A 19,487-nucleotide genomic window follows, 5' to 3' on the forward strand; every position below is an offset into this window, starting at 1 on the left:
AGTGAGCGCGTGGGCGTTCGGCGGGCAAAACGCTCCCGGGCCACGGCCATGAGGGCCGTAGTCGGAATGGGCGGGGGAGGAGCGGTGTTACGAGGGGGTCATGGGGCGACGATGCTGGCGGAGTCGCCCTCCTGGCCGATCAGTACGGCGTTGGCCCAGTTGGCGCAGACCTGGGCGGGTTGGCTGCCCTGCGCACCCAGCGTGCGCAGGCTCAGGGTGGAAAGGCCACGGATGTCCAGCTCAGGCTTGACCACGCCGGGTGCCTTCACCAGGCCGCTGTCATACAGCAGATGGTTGTCACCCCAGACCTGGAACTGCAGGCCACCGGCCGTGCGGCAGGCGTCGTCGATGCCGAGGTCGGCGCGCAGCAGGCGCCAACCACCCTGCAGGCGCAGGTCGATGCGGCTGTTGGCGCCGACGCCCAGGCCACGGCGGAACTGCAGGCCGTTCATGCGCATGCCGGCGTCGCCAGTGAACGCCTTGTCGGCGCGCACCTGGCTGGCCAGCGCGGCCGGCACCGGCAGCTCGGAGAGATAGCGCTGCCGGGCCGGTCGCTCCGGTTCCTGGTGTTCAAGAATGTGGAAGGTGGACAAGGCGATCGGGCCGACGTCGCGCGGCTGCAGTGCATCGAAGGCGCGGGCGCTGCCCTGTGCGGCGGTGACCATCGGGTCGGCGCTGCTGGCGCCGTCGCCTTCGGGGTTCTGCACGCTCAACACACGGAAGCGCAGCAGGCGGCCGGCATGGGCCGGGAACGCGATGCGCTGCACGCCTTCCTTCAACTGCAGGCGGCCACGCGCGATCGGCTCGCCCCACTCGCCGTTGCTGTCGCCCAGGTAGACCTCGTAATCGCGTACCTGGCCGTGCTTCCAGTTCTTGTCGTTGCGCGGCGCGATGTCGATGCCATCAATCATCCTGCGCTCGCCGAACCCGATCACCCATTCATGCGCACCGGTGCGCACGGCCTGGTTGCGCACACTGCGGAACCAGGTACCCGGGTCATCATCGAAGGCGTTTTCCAGCGCGTGGCCGGGCTCTTCGGCCGGGCGGTTGACCACCAGCAGGCTGTCGGCCGGCAGTTCGCGGCCGAGTACCGGTGCCGCCGGATACGCATCGTCGGCAGCGGCGGCGGCGACCGCGAAGTCCAGCTGCAGTTGCAGGGGCTGGCGGATGTCCTGGTTGGCGGTGCGCACATGCAGCGTGCCGCGTCGTTCGGCGGCATCGAAGTACCAGCCTTCAGCAGCAGCGTTGAACGCAGCGGCATCAGCCAGCGCCGGCAGCGCGCGGCCAGTGGCCTGCACCGCACGCGGCGCCTGGCGGCTGAGCACGCGCAGGCCATAGCGGCGCTGCGGCAGCTGGCCGTTGTACTGGCCCTGCACCGCATCGATCTGCACCTGCACCGGGCCACTGCCCTGCGCGGGCGCCTGCACGCGGATCACCTGCGTGCTCGACTCGCCCTGCTGGTAGCGGCGCGTGCTGCCATCGTCTTCGTACAGCGTGTAGTGCGACTCGCCCTGCGGGTACAGGTCGAAGGTCACTTCATCGAGCGGCTTCTCACCGTCGAACAGCATCGACGGGTACATCGGCAGGATCGCTCCGGCACGCACGAACACCGGCAGCGTGGCCAGGTCCACCTGGCGGTCGAGCTGGCGGCCGTCGGCGCCGGCCTGCACGCGGCGGCCGTCCCAGTAGTCGATCCAGCCGCCGGCCGGCAGGTGGATATCGCGGCGCCAGCCACGGCTGGCCGCCTGGCTGCGGTACACCGGCGCCACCAGCAGATCGCGGCCAAGCAGGAACTGGTACTTGTAGGTTTCATCCTGCGCGTGCGGGTCGCGCGGGTTGTCCCACATCAGGCCACGCACCGGTGGTGCGCCGGTCTGCGCGGCCTCGTGCACCAGGCCGTACATGTACGGGGTCAGGCGCATCTTCAACTTCAGGTAATCGCGGTTGATGCTGCGGTAGGGCTCGTCGTACCACCACGGATGCTTGCGTGCGTTCGACGACCAGCCGCTCATGCCCATCAGTACCGGCGTGAACGCCTTCCACTGCAGGTCGCGGGTGAAGGTCTCGGCGCTGCCGCCGAAGATCGCATCGACGTCGCCGCTGGCATAGGCCATGCCGGACAGGCCGGAGCCGACCAGGGTCGGCACGTGCCAGCGGATGTAGTCCCAGCTGCTGCTCTGGTCGCCGGTCCAGGCCACGGCGTAGCGCTGGATGCCGGCCCAGCCCATCACCGTCCACAGGAACGGGCGCGAATCGGAATTGTCGAGGATGCCGTTGAACGCCTGGCGGTTGGCGTCCATCGCGAACTGGTAGCCCTTGCCGGTCCAGGCCACGTCCAGCTTCTGCACGCGGCTGCCGGCCTTGCCCACTTCCCAGGCGATCTTGTCGACGCCGTTCTCGGTCCACAGTCCGGTGCGGAAACCGTAGCCGGCCAGCCCCTTCACGGTTTCCGGCAACTGCTTGTAACCGCAGCCGTAGCCGTCGTTGGGCAGGATCCAGCCACCGGGCATGTCGTGGGCGCGGTACTGCTTGGCCACGCTGTCGATCACATCGGGGGTGGTGCCGGTCGGGCCGTCGCTCCAGCCTTCGGGCACGGTGCCGGGCTTCTTGCTGTTGTCGCCATCGTTGTAGCAATCGGCGTCGCCGTAGGACAGCGCCCAGCGCGCGACCATGTTCGGGCGGCCAGTCAGCTGGGTGTAGCGCTCGATCAGTTTCGGCAGGTCGGCGCCGACGAAGTAATAGGCATCGAAGCGGTCTTCGCGATGCAGCAGCGTGGCCTGGTCGCTCTGGCGCAGATCGTAGCTGCCATCGCTCCAGGTATTGCGCAGCATGCCCCAGCCACGGCTGCTCAGCAGCATCGGTGCTGGGCTGGGGCGGTCGCCCTCTTCCCAACCGCCGGAATAGGACACCTCCAGCTCGCGGCCCTTGAACTGGTAGCGGCCGTTCTGCTGGCCGCCACCGAAATAGCCTTCATCGGCCTGCGAGGACAGCACCTGCACGCTCTGCGCAGCATCCAGGTCCAGCGGCTGCAGTTCCTGCCACAGCGCGGTGGGCTGGCCGTTGTCCAGCCGTTCCAGGCGCATGCGCAGCGGCTGCCGCTGTACATGCAGCACCAGTGCATCAGTGCGCACGCGGATTTCCTGCGCGTCTTCTTCCAGCTGCGCCTGCACGTTCGCCTTGGGCTGCGGCAGCACGATCGGTGCAGCCTTGTCGCCGGCACCGGTCAGCGTGCCGTTGCGGCCAGCCTGCACGCGGATGATGTCGGTGGCCGGCAGTTCGATGCGGATGCGCGCGCCCTTGTCGGTCTGCAGGTCCCAGCCCTGCACGCCGTCGCGGCTGGCGCTGGCGGCAACCGAACGCAGGTTGCCGACCGACTCGGCCTGGGCCGGCATGGACGCCAACATCAATGCCGGCAACAGAGCCAGCATCAGCGGCGAGCGACGAACGCAGATTTCCACACGGACTCCCAACCCGTTCACCGGGCGTTTCGAAAGCGGTTGGGCCGACTCTAGGGCAGCGATTCGAAAGATGTCAACAAATTGAAAGGAAAAAGGAAGATATATTCCGTTGAAACGAAAGTTGTTGCGTCGCAATACTTTGTGTAATCGATTGCAGCTGCCTGTTAAGCATTGTGCGATACGGCATTCGCCCCGTTCTTTCGTTTTCCCGAGCGCCCGGCAGCGGGAAAAGTCATCGCGTCATTTTCTTTCTTTTTACTTTCGATGTTTGACATTTCGAAAGAAAACGCAGATGGTGCGCTGGCCCAACTGGAACCTCCGAATGGACGTCACCCTGCTTTCCGATGTGTCCGCCTGGCAGCGCCTTGGCGGAGCCGATACCGCTACCGAAATCGCCCAGCAGCCAGCGCTGTGGGAAGCCCTCGCCCAGGATCTGTCGCGTGCCCGCGACCGCCTGCAGGCCTTCCTCGGCGGCAGCCTCAACGATCCCAACCAGCGCGTGCTGTTCACCGGCGCCGGCAGCTCCGGCTTCATCGCCGAGATGGTGGCCGATGCGATCAACGCGCAGTGGCCGGCCGAGGTGCGCGTGGTGCACACCACCAGCCTGCTGACCCATCCGGCGCTGTACCTGCAGCGCGACCGCCCCACCCTGCTGGTCTCGTTTGGCCGCAGTGGTTCCAGTCCGGAAAGCGTGGCCGCGGTGGACCGCGTGCGCGCCGATGTGGATGAGGCACGCTTCCTCGACATCACCTGCAACGCCGATGGCGAACTCGCCCGTCGTGGTGCCGGCCGTGCCGATACCTGCACGCTGCTGATGCCGTCGGCCAGCTGCGATCGCGCCTTCGCCATGACCAGCAGCCTGACCTGCATGCTGCTGGCCGCACTGACCGTGTTCGATCGTTCGCCGTGGGATGCGCGCGTGGCGCGCCTGAAGCAGATCGCCGCGCTGGCCCGCGAAGGCCAGGCGCAGTGGGATGCACCGGTGGCGGTGCTGGCGCAGCGCCCGTTCAACCGCATCATCTACCTCGGCAGCGGCCCGCTGGAAGCGCTGGCGCGCGAGTGCGCGCTGAAGGTGCTGGAGCTGACCGCCGGCCGCGTGCTGGCGCTGGCCAACACACCGCTGGGCTTCCGCCATGGCCCGAAGTCGACGCTGGACGGCAACACCCTGGTGGTGGTGCTGCGCAGCGTGCAGCCGCTGGCGCGCCGCTACGAACAGGACCTGCTGGAAGAACTGCGCCGCGATGGCGTGGCCGGCCAGGTACTGGCGATCGGCCCGCATTCGGACATCGGCGCCGACGACGAATACACCCTCACCGTGCCGGCACTGGACGATCCGTGGCTGGCACCGGTGTGGCTGGGCTTCGCGCAGCTGTTCGCGCTGCAGCGCTCGGCCGCGCTGGGCCTGACCCCGGACAACCCGTTCCCGGACGGCACCGTCAACCGCGTCGTCAAGGGCGTCACCATCCACCATGGCTGAGCTGATCGCCCACGCCTGCTACGGCATCGACATCGGCGGCACCAAGATCGAGCTGGTGGCGTGCGATGCGGCGATGCAGGTCACCTGGCGCCGCCGCGTGGCCACCCCACAGGGTGACTACGACGGCTTCCTGAAGGCGGTGGTGGCGCTGGTGGCCGAGGCCGATGCGGCGCTGGGCCGCGGTGATGCCGCCATCGGCATCGCCCTGCCCGGCGTGCGCGACCGCCGCAGCGGCCGCCAGCTCAGCGCGAACGTGCCGGCACTGACCGGCCAATGCGTGGCGCAGGATCTGCAGGCACGCCTGCAACGCCCGCTGCACTTCGGCAACGACCTGCAGTGCTTTGCCCTGTCGGAAGCGCATGGCGGGGCCGCCGACGGCTACCCCAGCATGTTCGGCGCCATTCTCGGCACTGGTGCCGGCGGCGGCTTCTGCCTGCAGGGCCGCCTGCTATCCGGCTTCAACGGCCTGGCCGGCGAATGGGGCCACTGGAGCGTGCCCGGCCACCTGCTGCAGCGACATGGCCTGCCGCTGATCGACTGCGCCTGTGGCCTGCAGGGCTGCGTGGAGCGCTACGTGTCCGGCAGCGGGCTGGCAATGATCGAGCGCCACCTCGGTGGCAGTGCCGCAGACGCCAGCGCCGTGATCGCCCTGGCCGAAGCCGGCGATGCACATGCGCGCAAGGCGCTGGACATCCACCGCGATCTGCTTGGCCACAGCCTGGCCGCGCTGGTGCTGGCGCTGGATCCGCACGTGATCGTGCTCGGCGGTGGCCTCTCGCAGTACGCGCCGCTGTACCAGCAGCTGCCGGCGGCCATCGCCGCTCATCTGTTCAACGGCGTGCAGGTTCCGCCGATCGTGCCGCCGCGCTTCGGCGATGCCGGTGGCGCACGTGGTGCCGCCCTGCTCGCCTGCCAACCCTCGTTTTCCTGATTGACCGGAGCCTGACCATGTCCCCGTTGCAGACCCTGCTTGCCTCCCACCGCGCCGGTGCCAACGTCGGCCTGTACAGCGTCTGCTGCAGCAACGAGCAGGTGCTGCGTGCGGCCATGCACGTGGCGCTGGCGCACGGCACCGTGCTGCTGATCGAGGCCACCTCCAACCAGGTCGACCAGTTCGGCGGCTACACCGGGATGACTCCGCCGCAGTACCGCGATTACGTCAGCACGCTGGCCGATGAAGAAGGTTTCCCGCGCGAGCGGCTGATCCTGGGTGGCGACCACCTCGGCCCGAATGCCTGGCAGAAGCGCCCGGCTGCCGAAGCGATGACCCACGCGCGCGTGCTGATCGAAGCCTACGTCGCCGCCGGTTTCCACAAGATCCACCTCGATTGCAGCATGTCCTGCGCCGATGACCCGGTGCCGCTGCCCGACGCCATCGTCGCCGCGCGCTCGGCCGAGCTGGCCGAGATCGCCGAACGCACCGCCGCCGATCATGGCCTGCCGCCGCCGGTCTACGTGATCGGTACCGAAGTGCCGATTCCCGGTGGCGAAGCCTCGCTGGCCGAAGGCCTGCAGGTGACCACGCCCGCTGCTGCCGCGCAGACCCTGGCGATTCATCAGCAGGCGTTCGATACGCCGCAGCTGCGCGATGCGTGGCAGCGCGTGATCGCCATGGTGGTGCAACCGGGCGTGGACTTCGACCACAGCAGTGTGCACGAGTACGACCCGGCCGCCGCCAGCACGCTGGCCGACTTCCTCGAACAGCAGCCGCGCATCGTGTTCGAAGCGCATTCCACCGACTACCAGCGCGAAAGTGGCCTGCACGCCTTGGTGCGCGACCACTTCGCCATCCTCAAGGTCGGCCCGGCGGCGACCTTCGCCTACCGCGAAGCGCTGTTCGCGCTGGCCGCGATCGAGGCCGAACTGCTGCCGGCCGCACAGTGCTCGCGCCTGCCGCAGGTGCTGGATGAAGTGATGGTGGCGCAGCCGAAGTACTGGCAGTCCTACTACCAGGGCGATGAGGCAGCGCTGCGCCTGCTGCGCAGCTATTCCTTCAGCGACCGCTGCCGCTACTACTGGGGCGAGCCCGCGCTGGTGCAGGCGGTGCAGACCCTGTTCACCAACCTGGAACAGCACGCGCCGCCGCTGGTACTGCTCAGCCAGTACCTGCCGGAGCAGTACCGCGCCGTGCGCGAGGGCACCCTGGCCAATACGCCTACCGCGCTGGCACGGCATCGCGTCGGCCTGTGCCTGGGCGAGTACGCCCGTGCGTGCAGCGCCAACCAGGCCGGAACCCGCACGCATCACGCAGACGCGGCTGCCGCCGTTGCTGCGAACGGCTAATCTCTACCTTTCCCCGCGACACCGAGAATGGCCATGCGCAACACCCGCTCCCGCCGGCAACAGATCCTGCAGCTGCTGATCGAGCACGGCTCGGTGCAGGTGGCCGATCTGGTCGAGCGCTTCGGCGTGTCGGCGGTGACCATCCGTGCCGACCTGACCCACTTCGAATCGCAAGGCCTGGCCAACCGTACCCACGGTGGCGCCACGCTGGTACGCACGCCGCCGCAGGAACAGGACATCCACGAAAAGGACGCACTGAACCTGCCGCTGAAGGAATCGATCGGCGCGTGTGCCGCGCGCCTGGTGCGGCCCGGTGACAACATCATCATCGACTCCGGCTCGACCACGATGACCCTGGCCCGTCACTTGCGCACCCAGCGCGACGTGACGGTGATGACCAATGGGTTGAACATCGCCTGGGAACTGGCCAACGCGCCCGGCATCAACGTGCTGCTGACCGGTGGACTGCTGCGCCAGCAGTCGTTGTCGCTGCAGGGCAGCCAGGCCGAAGCCAGCCTCAACTCCTACAGCTTCGACACCCTGTTCCTGGGCGTGGACGGCCTGGACCTGCAGTTCGGCCTGACCACCCACGATGAAGCCGAAGCCCGCCTCAACCACCGCATGGTCGAGCGCGCGCGCCGCATCGTGGTGCTGACCGACGCCTCCAAGTTCGGCCGCGTCAGCCTGCACCGCATCGCACTTCTCGATCAGATCCACGCCATCATCACCGACGCCGGCATCGACGACGCAACCCGTGAAGGGCTGCAGCGGCTGGGCATCGAGGTGATCATCGCCGAGCCCACTGCATGACCGACACCCGCACCCTGCATGGCCGCATCCTCACGCCGCTGGGTTGGCGGCGTGGCCACGTCCACTTCGATTCGCACATCCGCCAGCTGCAGGTGGACGACCACAGCGGCGCTGACGACCTGCAGCTGCCGGTGATCCTGCCCGGCTTCATCGACCTGCACGTGCATGGTGCGGCCGGCGTCGACCTGATGCAGGGCGGCGACGTGGCCCGCACCATTGCCCGCACCCACTTGCGCTTCGGTACCACCACACTGCTGGCGACCACCATGACCGCCGGCCTGGATGAGATCGAGCACGCGCTGCACGGCGTGGCCGCGACCATGGCAGCGCCCGATGCCGACGCCGCCTGCATTGCCGGTGTACATCTGGAAGGGCCGTTCATCAGCCCGCAGCGCCTGGGCGCGCAACCCAACCGCACCATCGAGGCGACGCTGGCGCTGGTGCAGCAACTGCATGCACTTGCACCGATCCGGGTGATGACACTGGCGCCGGAAATCGGCGAGCACACCGCGCTGATTCCCGCGCTTTCGGCAATGGGCATCCGTGTGCAGCTTGGCCACAGCGCTGGCACTTACGAAGAAGGTGTTGCTGCGCTGCAGGCCGGGGCTTCCGGCTTCACCCATCTGTTCAACGGCATGACCGGCGTCGACCACTACCGGCCTGGCATCGCCGCGGCGGCGCTGGCACATGCGCAGTACGCCGAGATCATTCCCGACCTGCAGCACATCCATCCCGGCGTGATCCGCCTGGCCGCGCGCGCGATCCCGCGCTTGTACGCTGTGACCGACGCCACCGCCGCCACCGGCATGCCCGATGGCGAGTACGCCCTGGGCGAACAGCGCGTGCACAAGTGCGGCGGCTGCGTGCGCCTGGCCACCGGTTCGCTGGCCGGCAGCGCACTGACCATGGACCAGGCGCTGCGCAACCTGGTGCGTGTGGGACTGGAACTGGCCGATGCCTCGCATCGCGTGTCCACCTTCCCCGCCGATTACCTGGGCCTGGATGATCGCGGTCGCATTGCGCCCGACGCCCGTGCCGACCTGGTGGTACTGGATGCCGGATTGCGCCTGCAGCAGGTGGTGATCGGCGGGCGCGTCGTCGATCTGACCTGACGCAAGCGATGCGGCCCGGATGCCGCGCGGGCTCCCTGTAGAGCCGAGCCATGCTCGGCTCGCCGCGCGAAGCGCGGCATGGGGAACCTCGATATCGGAACGGAAAGCAGCCGAGCATGGCTCGGCTCTACAGAATGCACTCTGCGACGAACCGCCGCCGGGCCTGGCCCGGCGCTACCACAGGAACTGCCGATGACTGCAAGCACCGCCCCGCGCTGGCCCGTACGCTACCTGCTCTTCATCGGCGGCCTGGGGGGCCTGCTGTACGGCATCGACATCGGCATCATCGCCGGTGCCCTGCCCTATCTTGAAGCGACCGCCAGTCACGCCTGGCAGCTCAGCAGCCAGCAGCTCGGCTTCGTGGTGGCGGCCGTACTGCTGGGCAGCGTGCTGTCCTCGCTGTTCGCCGGCATGATCGCCGACCTGATTGGCCGCCGCGGCGCGATGCTGCTGGCCGGCCTGCTGTTCACCGCCTCGATTCCGATCATGGCACTGGCCTCCGGCTACACGCCGCTGCTGCTGGGACGCCTGCTGCAGGGCATCAGTGGCGGTTTGATCGGCGTCGTGATTCCGTTGTACCTGGCCGAAGTGCTCAGCCCCGAACGGCGCGGGCGCGGCGCGGCCATGTTCCAGCTGCTGCTGACCGTTGGCCTGGTGCTGGCAGCCCTGATCGGCCTGTACCACGCCCATGCCGTGGATGCCGCCGCCGAGGCCGTGCGCTCGCTGCCGGTCGCGCAGCAGGCGCAGGAACTGTTCACGGTGAAGGACCACGCTTGGCGCACCATCTTCTGGACCTGCCTGGCGCCCGGCCTGCTGTTCTGCGCCGGTATCTTCTGGCTGTCCGAATCACCACGCTGGCTGGTGCGCCGCGGCCGCATCGATGAAGCCCGCCGCAGCCTTCAGCGCGTCCTCCCCGCCGCAGACGTCGAGCCCACGCTGACCCAGATCCAGGCGCCGGAATCGAGCAGCAGCGACGGCAAGCGCGATCCGCTGCTCAGCCGCCGCTACGTGGTGCCGTTCGTGCTCGCGTGCGTGGTGCTGGCCTGCACCCAGGCCACCGGCATCAACTCGGTGCTGGCCTACGCGGTCAACATCCTCAACCAGGCCGGCCTGTCCGGTTCGGTGGCCAACGGTGCCGACGTGGCGATCAAGCTGCTCAACGCGGTGATGACCGTGGTCGCGCTGCTGCTGGTCGACCGCAAGGGCCGCAAGTTCCTGCTGATGCTGGGCAGCGGTGGCATCTGCGTGGCCCTGCTGGCGGCGGCCACGCTGTTCTTCCAGGCCGAGCGCGGACGCGCCGATGTGCAGCCTCAGCTGCAGGCGGCGGTCAGCGGCGACGGCCTGCAGCTGGTGCTGGATGACGCGCAGTGGCAACGCCTGAGCAATGGCATCGACAGCCAGGGCCGACCGATGCAGCTGACCGTGTCGTACGCCTATGGTGATTTCACCAATGTGCGCGCCCTGCGCAGCGACAACCTGATTGATCGCGAACTGCGCATCGAGCGCACCGGCACCGTGCAGCCGGACAGCGTGATCGGTGCGTTCTTCCGCAAACTCCACCTGAATCCATTTGCCGACCCGGCCAGTGCCAGCCAGGCGCCATTGCGCATCGAGCAGGCCCGCATTGGCCCGGTGCCGCCACCGGCACACGGCTGGGCCGTGGCCACCTGCATCCTGGTGTTCGTCGCGTTCTTCGCGGTGGGCCCCGGCGTCTGCGTGTGGCTGGCACTGTCGGAGCTGATGCCGAACCGCATCCGCTCCAACGGCATGAGCATCGCGCTGCTGATCAACCAGTTCGTGTCGACCACCATCGCCGCCCTCTTCCTGCCCACGGTGGGGCACTACGGCTACGCCAGCATGTTCGTGTTCTGGGCGGCGTGCACCTTCGTGTTCTTCCTGGTGGCCGCATTCTGGCTGCCGGAGACCAAGGGCAAGTCACTGGAGGAGATCGAGGCACGGTTCGCCCGGTAGCAGTCGACCTTGGTCGACCTCCGCGCGCAACGCGTTGGTGTTGGCGCGCCCGTCACTGACCGGTGATGTGCTTCGCCAACGCCTGCGCCTCGGCGATGCTCGGCAACCCGCTCAGCATCATCGATTCACCGAACGGGCCTTTCACCGTCGCCACCATCAGCACGCGGCCGTCCACGCTGAGCGCCGCGCGCTGGCCCACCAGTGCTTCCGTACCATCGTGGATGCGCTGGTGCGCTTCGGGCCGATAGCGGATCTGCAGGCCCGGCTGCTTGGCCTCGTCCAGCACGTAGCGCACATCGGCGATGTCGGCGCTGCCAGCGATCGGCGGCTCGCGCAGGGCGAGCGTTTCGCCCTGCCACTGCGCCTGCCTGCCCTTGCCGTCCGCATCGACCGCGCTCAGGCGTACATCCACACCCGCGCGCGGCGCATGATCCTTGCCTGCCAGCGCACCGGGCGTGGCACCCGGCATGCATCCGGCCAGCACCAGCGCTGCGCCCAGCAGGAACGGAAACGCGCCCCTCACTTCAGCTTCCGCAGCTTGAACGCCACCAGCACCTGCAGCAGCCCGTACAGCAGGCTGCCAATGCCGATCCACAGCGTGGTCACCGCCACGCCTGCATACGGATTGGCCGCGAACAGCAGCCCCAGCACCGCCGCCAGCACGCCACTGAGGATCAGCAGCCACTCGCCCTGGATCTGCTTGCGCACGCGGATCGCGAACACGATGCGATAGATGCCGGCCACCAGCAGCCACGCCGCCAGGAACAGCACCAGCACGCTGGCGGTGGCCAGCGGATTGATCACCGCCAGGATGCCGAAGCCCAGCGAGGCGATGGCATACAGCGCCAGCCAGCCGCGCGGAGCACCATTGCCGCCGCTGATCAGTGCGAACAGGCTGATGACGCCTTCAACGATGGCCATCACGCCCAGTGTCCAGGCCAGTGCCATCGCTGCGGACAGCGGCCAACCGATGGCGATGATGCCGAAGCCCAGTGCGACGAGCCCGTACAGCAGCAGGATCCACCAGCTGCGCCCAACCGCCGACAACAAGGGAGACAGGGGGGAATTCATGGCCACTCCACCGATCCGGAACCGGCCTCATCCTAGCCCCTGTGGATGAAGAGGGCGATCACGGCGCCCGCGCACAGACCCACACGCGCACCTCCGCTGCTCCGGCCAGGCGTAGCGTCTCGGCGACCTCCATCACCGTGCTGCCAGTGGTCATCACGTCATCGACCACGGTCAGCCGCGAGGGCACGGAACCACGCACGTCGAACGCATCGAACAGGTTTTCCCTGCGCTGTTCGGCCGTGCGTTCGGACTGCGGCGCGGTGTGGCGGCGCCGGTACAGCCCTTGCCAGACCGGCATCGGCAGCAGGCGGCACAGCTCGCCCGCCTGGTTGTAGCCGCGCTGGCGCAACCGGCGATTGTGCAGCGGCACCGGCACCAGCGGTGGACACCACCAGGGCGGCGGTGCGCGTTGCATCAGCTGCGCGAGCAGGCGTCCGGCTGCGAGATCCTGATGGAACTTGTAGCGCACCAGCAGCTGATCCACGGGCGGCAGGTACAGCAGGCTGGCATGGGTGGCGGCCTGTGGCGGGACCTCCTCACGGCAGGTGCCGCAGACGATCAGCGCGGTGTCCGGCAACGGCAACGCGCAGCGCAGGCAGGCCCGGCCTGCCCAGGGCAGATCGGCCAAGCAAGCCCAGCACAGATCAAGATCATCGTGGCCCGGGTCGCCGCAGACCAGGCAGCGGAGCGGTAGCAGCACACCAAGCAGTGCGCGCGAGACACGGGTTGCCGAACGCAGGAGATAAGTACGCATCACCCAATACTTGATGGCGCACGCCGCGTGCGGCCATCGGCGAAGCACCGATTGCAGTGTCGGAACTGCCCTCAACTGCGACGGGGGCCGCCGCCCGTCAGGAAAGGCGTTCGCCCTGTCCGGTCGCCGGTGGCGTAGCGGCGGGCCCGATCAACAACTCCGCCAGCCCGCGATAGATCGGCACCCTGCACACCAGCCCGGACACGCCACGCGCGATCAGCACCGTGGCCAGTATCGGCAGCAGCAGGTCGCCGCTGTCGGTCAGCTCCAGCGAGATCACGGCCGACGTCAGCGGGGCCTGGGTAACGCCGGTCAGGTAAGCACACATGCCCAGCAGCACGAACGCGCGCGGGTCCACGCCCGGCATCAGCACTGCCAGGTTGTGGCCGAGTCCAGCGCCGACCGCCAACGCCGGCGAGAACAGGCCGCCGGGAATGCCCGCCACGTACGAGGCCAGATTGGCCAGCAGCTTCATCAACCCGAACTCGTGGCCGACCACCGCCTGCCCCTGCACCAGGCTGCGCGCCTGCTCGTAGCCGGTGCCGAACGCGCCTTCACCGAAGACCAGGGCGAGCAGTACCACCACCAGGCCGCAGCCTGCGGCCAACAGAACCGGATGCCGCTGCCGCAGTTGCCCGAGCCAGCGCGGGCGGCCCGCCGCACTGGCCAGCACCGCACGCGCGAACAGGCCACCCAGCAGGCCCGCCACCACGCCGCACAGCAGGATTGCCAGCCAGCCCTGGCCGAGCGGCAGGCGTGCGCTCACATGGCCGAAGTAGGTGTAGTTGCCCAACAGGCCCAGCGACACCACGCCACCGACGATCACCGCGGTCAGCAGGGTGCCTGAGAAGCGATGCTCGAAACGACCGCTGAGCTCCTCGATGGCGAAGACGATGCCGGCCAGCGGCGTGTTGAACGCCGCCGCGATACCCGCCGCACCACCGGCCAGCAGGAAGTGCGAGAGCTCGCGGGGATCCTTGAAGCCGAACCAGCGGCCGAACAGGTACATCAAGCTGGCGCCTACGTGCACAGTCGGGCCCTCGCGGCCCACCGAGGCGCCACCCAGCAGTGACAGCGAGGTCAGCAGCAGCTTGCCGGCCGAAACCGCGGGTGAAAGGTTGGTCTTCCGGAACGGCTCATCGGCCTTGTCCAACGCGGCGATGACCTGCGGAATGCCGCTGCCGCGCGTGGGCTTCAGCACACCGGCGGTCAACCAGGCCAGCAGCGCGAAGATGCCCGGCGTGAGCAGCAGGGCCCACCACGGCGAGTGCGACGTGATGCGCTGGAACAGATGGAACGCCGCGTCGCTGGCCTTGGCGAACAGGATCGCCACCAGCGCCACGGCCACGGCGCCGCCCCAGAGCGCGGCGCGGCGGCGCCAGGCTTCGCTGAGAACCAGCGCGGTGATGCGGCCGCGGAGGCGATGGAGATCGGTCATGGGAAAGAGTCTGCGCGCCAGCGCTTCCGTTGGGCAGCGGCCACTTTGGCCGCAGCCCTTGCAGGATGCGGTGAAATGCGGCGTTTCCGCCAGGCTTGATGGGAGCGGCCAACCGTAAACCACAATAACAACATTGAGGTTGACAGCGTTCATCAACCCACCCACACTGCCGCCCTCGCTCCACTCGTACCCAAGGTCCCGCCATGGCTGCTGCCATCCGCCACGACTGGCAACACGACGAACTGCAGGCGCTGTTCGATCTGCCGTTCCCCGAGCTGCTGTTCCGCGCCGCAGCGGTCCATCGCGAGCACTTCGACCCGTCGCAGGTGCAGGTGTCCACGCTGCTGTCGGTGAAGACCGGCGGCTGCCCGGAAGACTGCGCGTACTGCCCGCAGGCGCAGCGCTACAGCACCGGGGTGAACGCGCAGAAGCTGATGGAGACCGACGCGGTGCTGGCCAAGGCACGCCAGGCCAAGGCCGCCGGTGCATCGCGCTTCTGCATGGGTGCCGCATGGCGTTCGCCGAAGGATCGAGACATTCCGAAGGTCGCGGCGATGATCGCCGGGGTGAAGGCACTGGGTCTGGAGACCTGCGCCACGCTGGGCATGCTCAGCGGCGAGCAGGCGCGTGCGCTGAAGGACGCCGGCCTGGACTACTACAACCACAACCTCGACACCGCGCCGGACTACTACGATTCGATCATCCACACGCGCCAGTACCAAGACCGCCTGGATACGCTGGAACACGTGCGCGATGCCGGCCTGAAGACCTGCTGCGGCGGCATCGTCGGCATGGGCGAGACGCGCGCGCAGCGCGTCTGCCTGCTGCTGGCGCTGGCCACGCTGCCGGCGCATCCGGATTCGGTGCCGATCAACAAGCTGGTGCAGGTGGCGGGTACGCCGCTGCATGGCAGCGCCGAACTGGACCCATTCGAGTTCGTGCGCATGATCGCGGTGGCCCGCATCGCCATGCCGCGCTCGATGGTGCGGCTGTCGGCCGGGCGCGAGGCGATGAGTGACGAACTGCAGGCGCTGTGTTTCCTGGCCGGCGCCAACTCCATCTTCTACGGCGACAAGCTGCTGACCACCGGCAACCCGGAAAGCGAGCGCGACCTGGCCCTGTTCGCTCGGCTGGGGTTGCAGCCGATGGCGGTGCAGGTGGATGCCGAAGGCCACGACCACGGCGGTACCGTGCACGCCGATATCAGTGCCGATACGCCCGGCTGTGGCTGCGCTCACGCGGCCTGAGACGGGCCGCAAGCAGGCGCCGCGGCAACGCGCTACCCTAGCCGCCCCGTCGACGCATTCAGCCACCATGGCCCGCCCCGACCTGACCGCCCGCCTCCACGCCCAGCGCGCTCTGCGCGATGCCCAAGGCCGTCGCCGCCCGCGACGCACGGTCACCCGTCGTGATGGCGTGCGCCTGGAAGTGGACGGCCAGTGGCTGACCGGCTTCTGCAGCAACGACTACCTGGGCCTGGCCCAGCAGTTCAGCGTGGTCAACGCGCTTCAGGATGCCGCCGCACGCGAAGGCGCTGGCGCCGGTGCCTCGCACCTGGTCTGCGGCCATCATGCCTTGCATGAGGCGCTGGAACGCGAGGTGGCCGAGTGGCTTGGCTATCCACGTGCGCTGCTGTTCGGCAGTGGCTTCGCCGCCAATCTGGCGGTGCAGCAGGCACTGCTGAGCGAAGAGAACGATGTCTGCGTACAGGACAAGCTCAACCACGCCAGCCTGCTCGATGCGACCCGGTTGGCCGGTGCACGTCTGCGCCGCTATCCGCACCTGGATCCGGAAGGCGCAATGCGTCAGCTCAAGCACGCGCCCGATGGCGCGGCCATGCTGGCCACCGATGGTGTCTTCAGCATGGATGGCGACATCGCACCGCTGCGTGCATTGTCGCTTGTGGCACGCCTGCAGCAGGCGCTGTTCTATGTGGATGATGCGCACGGTGTCGGCGTGGTCGGTGATGGCCGTGGTGCCGTGGCCGCCGCCGGGCTGGGCGTGGACGACGTACCGCTGCAGCTGGTCACACTGGGCAAGGCACTGGGCGGTTCCGGTGCGCTGGTGCTGGGCCGCGACGACCTGATCGAGCATCTGGCCGAAACCGCGCGCCCGTACATCTACACCACCGCCGTGCCACCGGCGATGGCCGCTGCTGCGCTTGAAGCAGTGCGCCTGGCGCGCCGCGACCACTGGCGTCGCACAAAGCTGACCGACCTGATCGCGCTGTTCCGCACTGAAGCGCGTCGCCATGGCCTGGACCTGATGGCTTCGGAAACACCGATCCAGCCGCTGCTGTGCGGCGATGACCGCACCGCCGTGGCGATGTCCACGGCGCTGGAACAGGCCGGCTGGCTGGTCGGTGCAATCCGCCCGCCGACGGTGCCGGAAGGCAAGGCACGCCTGCGCGTGACACTGTCCGCGCTGCATACGCCGGAACAGGTGGGTGGCCTGGTGGAGGCCATCGCCAGCGCGCGCGATCGCGTGACCCTGGCCGTGCGTGAAGCCGCGCCACCGCCGCTGCCCGCTTTTGCCTGAGTTCCGTGTCGTTGCCCATGCATATTGACGTCACCGGCCGTGGGCCGGACCTGGTACTGATCCACGGCTGGGCCCTGCAGGGCGGTGTATTCGCGCCGCTGGTGCAGCGCCTGGCAGACCAGTTCACCCTGCACCTGGTCGACCTGCCCGGCCATGGCCACAGCCGCGACGACACCACGCCGCTGCGCCTGCCGTTCGTGGTCAGTGCCATTGCCGCGGCCACACCGCCGGCGGTGTGGTGCGGCTGGTCGCTGGGTGGCCTGTTCGCACTGCATGCGGCGGCCACGCTGCCGAAGGTCCGCGGTCTCGCGATGATCGCCGCCACGCCGCGTTTCGTGCGTGGCGAGGATTGGCCGCACGCGGTGGAGCCGGCGGTGTTCGAGCAGTTCGGGCGTGAGCTGGCGACCGACTTCGGCGGCACGCTGGAACGCTTCCTCGCGCTGGACGTGATGGGCTCGGCGCATGCCCGCGAGGAACTGCGCACCCTGCGCCAGCGCCTGGTCGAGCGCGGTGCGCCCACCGAACGCGCCCTGCTGGAAGGCCTGCGCCTGCTGGAGAGCACCGACCTGCGCGGGGCACTGCCGACGCTGGGCAAGCCCAGCCTGTGGATCGCCGGCCAGCGCGACCGCCTGGTGTCACCGGTCGCCATGGAGGCCGCTGCGGCGCTGGCCCCGGGTGCGCAGGCGCTGACCATCGCCCACGGCGGCCATGCGCCCTTCCTCGGCCATGCCGACGAAGTGGCTGCCGCCCTGCAACACTTCGTTGCCGGCCTGTCACCGGCCGATGGCGGACAATGAGCCCCCTCCGAATTCCGCAGGATTGACGCATGGATCTGGGTATCAACGGCCGCTGGGCACTGGTCTGCGGCGCAAGCAAGGGGCTGGGCCTGGGCTGCGCGCGTGCGCTCATACGCGAGGGCGTGAACGTGGTGATCGTGGCGCGTGGCGAGGCTGCACTGAAGGTCGCCGCCGACGAACTGCGTGCACTGCCCGGTGCCGGTGAGGTGCGCGCCGTCGCCGCCGACGTCACCACCGAGGCCGGCCGCACTGCGGCGCTGGCCGCCTGCCCGCAGGTGGACATCCTGGTCAACAATGCCGGTGGTCCGCCGCCCGGTGATTTCCGCAATTTCGAACGCGACGACTGGATTGCCGCGCTGGACGCCAACATGCTGGCGCCAATCGCGCTGATCCGCGCCACCGTCGACGCGATGATCGAGCGCGGCTTCGGCCGCATCGTCAACATCACCTCGTCGGCGGTGAAAGCCCCGATCGACATCCTGGCGTTGTCCAACGGCGCGCGCAGTGGCCTGACCGGTTTCGTCGCCGGCCTGGCGCGCCGCACGGTGGCCCACAACGTCACCATCAACAATCTGCTGCCCGGCCAGTTCGACACCGACCGCCTGCGCGCCAACTTCGCCCACAGTGCGGGCAAGGACGGCGATGCCGGCGAAGTCGCCGAACGCCGCCGCCAGCAGATTCCCGCCGGCCGCTTCGGCACGCCTGACGAATTCGGCGCCGCCTGCGCCTTCCTGTGCAGTGCACAGGCCGGTTACCTCACCGGACAGAACCTGCTGATCGACGGCGGCGCCTACCCCGGTACGTTCTAAGAGACTTTCGCAATGCCGTCCCACTTCGATGCCCGCCATGTCCGCCGCGCGTTCGCGCGTGCCGCCAGCAGCTATGACGCCGCTGCCGCCCTGCAGCGCGAGGTGCAGTCGCGGCTGATCGAATCGCTGGACTACCTGGAGGCACGCAAGCCCGAGGTGGTGCTGGACATCGGCGCCGGCACCGGCCACGCCAGCGCGTTGATGAAGAAGCGCTGGCCGAAGGCGCAGGTGATCGCGCTGGACGTGGCGCTGCCGATGCTGGACCAGGCCAAGCGCCAGGCCGGCTGGTGGAAGCCGTTCCAGCGCCTGTGCGGCGACGCCGCCGCATTGCCGTTGGCGGACAACAGCGTGGATGTGATCTTCAGCAACCTGTGCCTGCAGTGGGTGGACGACCTGCCGGCGGTGTTCGCAGGCTTCCGTCGCGTGCTCAAGCCCGGTGGCCTGCTGCTGTGTTCCACCTTCGGCCCGGAAACCCTGATCGAACTCAACGAAGCCTTCGCGGCCGCCGATGACCGCCCGCACGTGAGCCGCTTCGCGCAGATCGCCCAGTTCGGCGATGCGTTGATGATGGCGGGCTTCCGCGACCCGGTGCTGGACCGCGATCTGTTCACCCTGACCTACGACGACCTGCCCTCGTTGATGCGCGAACTGCGCGCGATGGGCGCGACCAACGCGCGGGTGGACCGCCGCCACACACTGACCGGGCGTAGCCGTTTCGCGGCGGCGGCAGCGGCGTATGAACCGATGCGGCGCGCCGACGGCAAGCTGCCCAGCAGCTGGGAAGTGATCTATGCCCATGCCTGGGCACCGGACCCCGGCGCACCAATCCGCGAAGGCGGGCATGACGTGGCCTCGGTGCCGGTGTCGGCGATTCCGATCCGGCGCAAGCAGACCTGATCGAAAGCCGCCGGGCATGGCCCGGCGCTACCGGGCGCGCGATAGGGGCCGCGCCGGGTGCACCAATGGTAG

The 19,487-nt window shown here is 68.6% G+C and carries 16 protein-coding genes; 11 read left to right on the forward strand and 5 right to left on the reverse strand.

From position 1 onward, the window contains the following. Positions 1-98: 98 nt before the first annotated feature. Positions 99-3,458, reverse strand: a complete 3,360-nt coding sequence (locus AC5QAH_RS16070) for a TIM-barrel domain-containing protein (protein WP_495232455.1) — start codon at positions 3,456-3,458, stop codon at positions 99-101. 322 nt (positions 3,459-3,780) lie between these two features. On the opposite strand from AC5QAH_RS16070, the gene AC5QAH_RS16075 reads away from it, so the two are divergent. The 6 genes from AC5QAH_RS16075 (at position 3,781) to AC5QAH_RS16100 (ending at position 11,111) form a co-directional block, all read left to right on the forward strand. Continuing rightward, positions 3,781-4,935: an SIS domain-containing protein gene (locus AC5QAH_RS16075; RefSeq protein ID WP_143994158.1), complete on the forward strand. Its 1,155-nt coding sequence runs from the start codon at positions 3,781-3,783 to the stop codon at positions 4,933-4,935. Beyond that, entirely contained in the window at positions 4,928-5,866 is a 939-nt protein-coding gene (locus AC5QAH_RS16080; RefSeq protein ID WP_241877500.1) for an ROK family protein, read from the forward strand. Before AC5QAH_RS16075 ends, AC5QAH_RS16080 begins: the two co-directional genes overlap by 8 nt. Before the next feature lie 17 nt (positions 5,867-5,883). Then, the gene (locus AC5QAH_RS16085; protein ID WP_279939642.1) at positions 5,884-7,218 is read left to right on the forward strand and encodes a D-tagatose-bisphosphate aldolase, class II, non-catalytic subunit; all 1,335 of its coding nucleotides are present in this window, start codon (positions 5,884-5,886) and stop codon (positions 7,216-7,218) included. 33 nt (positions 7,219-7,251) lie between these two features. After that, the gene (locus tag AC5QAH_RS16090; RefSeq protein WP_010482152.1) at positions 7,252-8,028 is read left to right on the forward strand and encodes a DeoR family transcriptional regulator; all 777 of its coding nucleotides are present in this window, start codon (positions 7,252-7,254) and stop codon (positions 8,026-8,028) included. Continuing rightward, positions 8,025-9,140 (forward strand): N-acetylglucosamine-6-phosphate deacetylase, encoded by a 1,116-nt coding sequence (locus AC5QAH_RS16095; RefSeq protein ID WP_010482153.1) that lies wholly within the window; start codon positions 8,025-8,027, stop codon positions 9,138-9,140. The genes AC5QAH_RS16090 and AC5QAH_RS16095 overlap by 4 nt, the downstream gene beginning before the upstream one ends. Before the next feature lie 192 nt (positions 9,141-9,332). Next, positions 9,333-11,111, forward strand: a complete 1,779-nt coding sequence (locus AC5QAH_RS16100; protein ID WP_495232456.1) for an MFS transporter — start codon at positions 9,333-9,335, stop codon at positions 11,109-11,111. 52 nt (positions 11,112-11,163) lie between these two features. Here the strand turns inward: AC5QAH_RS16100 and AC5QAH_RS16105 are convergent, their stop codons facing one another. The 4 genes from AC5QAH_RS16105 to AC5QAH_RS16120 all read right to left on the reverse strand — a co-directional run bounded on the left by AC5QAH_RS16105 (position 11,164) and on the right by AC5QAH_RS16120 (position 14,374). Continuing rightward, the gene (locus tag AC5QAH_RS16105) at positions 11,164-11,634 is read right to left on the reverse strand and encodes a SecDF P1 head subdomain-containing protein (protein ID WP_049454066.1); all 471 of its coding nucleotides are present in this window, start codon (positions 11,632-11,634) and stop codon (positions 11,164-11,166) included. Next, the gene (locus tag AC5QAH_RS16110; RefSeq protein ID WP_019661632.1) at positions 11,631-12,182 is read right to left on the reverse strand and encodes an HdeD family acid-resistance protein; all 552 of its coding nucleotides are present in this window, start codon (positions 12,180-12,182) and stop codon (positions 11,631-11,633) included. Before AC5QAH_RS16110 ends, AC5QAH_RS16105 begins: the two co-directional genes overlap by 4 nt. 58 nt (positions 12,183-12,240) lie before the next feature. Next, positions 12,241-12,936, reverse strand: a complete 696-nt coding sequence (locus tag AC5QAH_RS16115; protein ID WP_317215564.1) for a ComF family protein — start codon at positions 12,934-12,936, stop codon at positions 12,241-12,243. Between the two features lie 97 nt (positions 12,937-13,033). Further along, complete coding sequence (locus tag AC5QAH_RS16120; RefSeq protein WP_071305542.1) at positions 13,034-14,374, reverse strand: chloride channel protein; 1,341 nt, start codon at positions 14,372-14,374, stop codon at positions 13,034-13,036. A 203-nt stretch (positions 14,375-14,577) separates the two neighbouring features. Between AC5QAH_RS16120 and bioB the strand changes: the two genes are divergently transcribed. The 5 genes from bioB to bioC all read left to right on the forward strand — a co-directional run bounded on the left by bioB (position 14,578) and on the right by bioC (position 19,415). After that, on the forward strand, positions 14,578-15,621 hold the full coding sequence (bioB, locus tag AC5QAH_RS16125) for a biotin synthase BioB (protein ID WP_071305543.1): 1,044 nt from the start codon (positions 14,578-14,580) through the stop codon (positions 15,619-15,621). Between the two features lie 67 nt (positions 15,622-15,688). Continuing rightward, on the forward strand, positions 15,689-16,912 hold the full coding sequence (bioF, locus tag AC5QAH_RS16130; RefSeq protein WP_010482170.1) for an 8-amino-7-oxononanoate synthase: 1,224 nt from the start codon (positions 15,689-15,691) through the stop codon (positions 16,910-16,912). Between the two features lie 17 nt (positions 16,913-16,929). Then, complete coding sequence (bioH, locus tag AC5QAH_RS16135) at positions 16,930-17,709, forward strand: pimeloyl-ACP methyl ester esterase BioH (RefSeq protein ID WP_071305544.1); 780 nt, start codon at positions 16,930-16,932, stop codon at positions 17,707-17,709. 29 nt (positions 17,710-17,738) lie between these two features. Next, complete coding sequence (locus AC5QAH_RS16140; protein ID WP_049480070.1) at positions 17,739-18,518, forward strand: SDR family oxidoreductase; 780 nt, start codon at positions 17,739-17,741, stop codon at positions 18,516-18,518. Between the two features lie 12 nt (positions 18,519-18,530). Then, complete coding sequence (gene bioC, locus AC5QAH_RS16145) at positions 18,531-19,415, forward strand: malonyl-ACP O-methyltransferase BioC (RefSeq protein WP_010482174.1); 885 nt, start codon at positions 18,531-18,533, stop codon at positions 19,413-19,415. Positions 19,416-19,487 lie beyond the last annotated feature (72 nt).

The organism is Stenotrophomonas sp. YJH_SMC_43, assembly GCF_059372535.1.

Excerpts from the sequence above, each read along its gene's own strand:
- bioB (WP_071305543.1), top strand. The coding sequence starts at position 14,578 with ATGGCTGCTGCCATCCGCCACGACTGGCAACACGACGAACTGCAGGCG.
- AC5QAH_RS16085 (WP_279939642.1), top strand. The coding sequence starts at position 5,884 with ATGTCCCCGTTGCAGACCCTGCTTGCCTCCCACCGCGCCGGTGCCAAC.
- AC5QAH_RS16080 (WP_241877500.1), top strand. The coding sequence starts at position 4,928 with ATGGCTGAGCTGATCGCCCACGCCTGCTACGGCATCGACATCGGCGGC.
- AC5QAH_RS16120 (WP_071305542.1), bottom strand. The coding sequence starts at position 14,374 with ATGACCGATCTCCATCGCCTCCGCGGCCGCATCACCGCGCTGGTTCTC.
- AC5QAH_RS16095 (WP_010482153.1), top strand. The coding sequence starts at position 8,025 with ATGACCGACACCCGCACCCTGCATGGCCGCATCCTCACGCCGCTGGGT.
- AC5QAH_RS16110 (WP_019661632.1), bottom strand. The coding sequence starts at position 12,182 with ATGAATTCCCCCCTGTCTCCCTTGTTGTCGGCGGTTGGGCGCAGCTGG.
- AC5QAH_RS16090 (WP_010482152.1), top strand. The coding sequence starts at position 7,252 with ATGCGCAACACCCGCTCCCGCCGGCAACAGATCCTGCAGCTGCTGATC.
- AC5QAH_RS16140 (WP_049480070.1), top strand. The coding sequence starts at position 17,739 with ATGGATCTGGGTATCAACGGCCGCTGGGCACTGGTCTGCGGCGCAAGC.
- AC5QAH_RS16115 (WP_317215564.1), bottom strand. The coding sequence starts at position 12,936 with ATGCGTACTTATCTCCTGCGTTCGGCAACCCGTGTCTCGCGCGCACTG.
- AC5QAH_RS16100 (WP_495232456.1), top strand. The coding sequence starts at position 9,333 with ATGACTGCAAGCACCGCCCCGCGCTGGCCCGTACGCTACCTGCTCTTC.
- bioF (WP_010482170.1), top strand. The coding sequence starts at position 15,689 with ATGGCCCGCCCCGACCTGACCGCCCGCCTCCACGCCCAGCGCGCTCTG.
- AC5QAH_RS16075 (WP_143994158.1), top strand. The coding sequence starts at position 3,781 with ATGGACGTCACCCTGCTTTCCGATGTGTCCGCCTGGCAGCGCCTTGGC.
- bioH (WP_071305544.1), top strand. The coding sequence starts at position 16,930 with ATGCATATTGACGTCACCGGCCGTGGGCCGGACCTGGTACTGATCCAC.
- bioC (WP_010482174.1), top strand. The coding sequence starts at position 18,531 with ATGCCGTCCCACTTCGATGCCCGCCATGTCCGCCGCGCGTTCGCGCGT.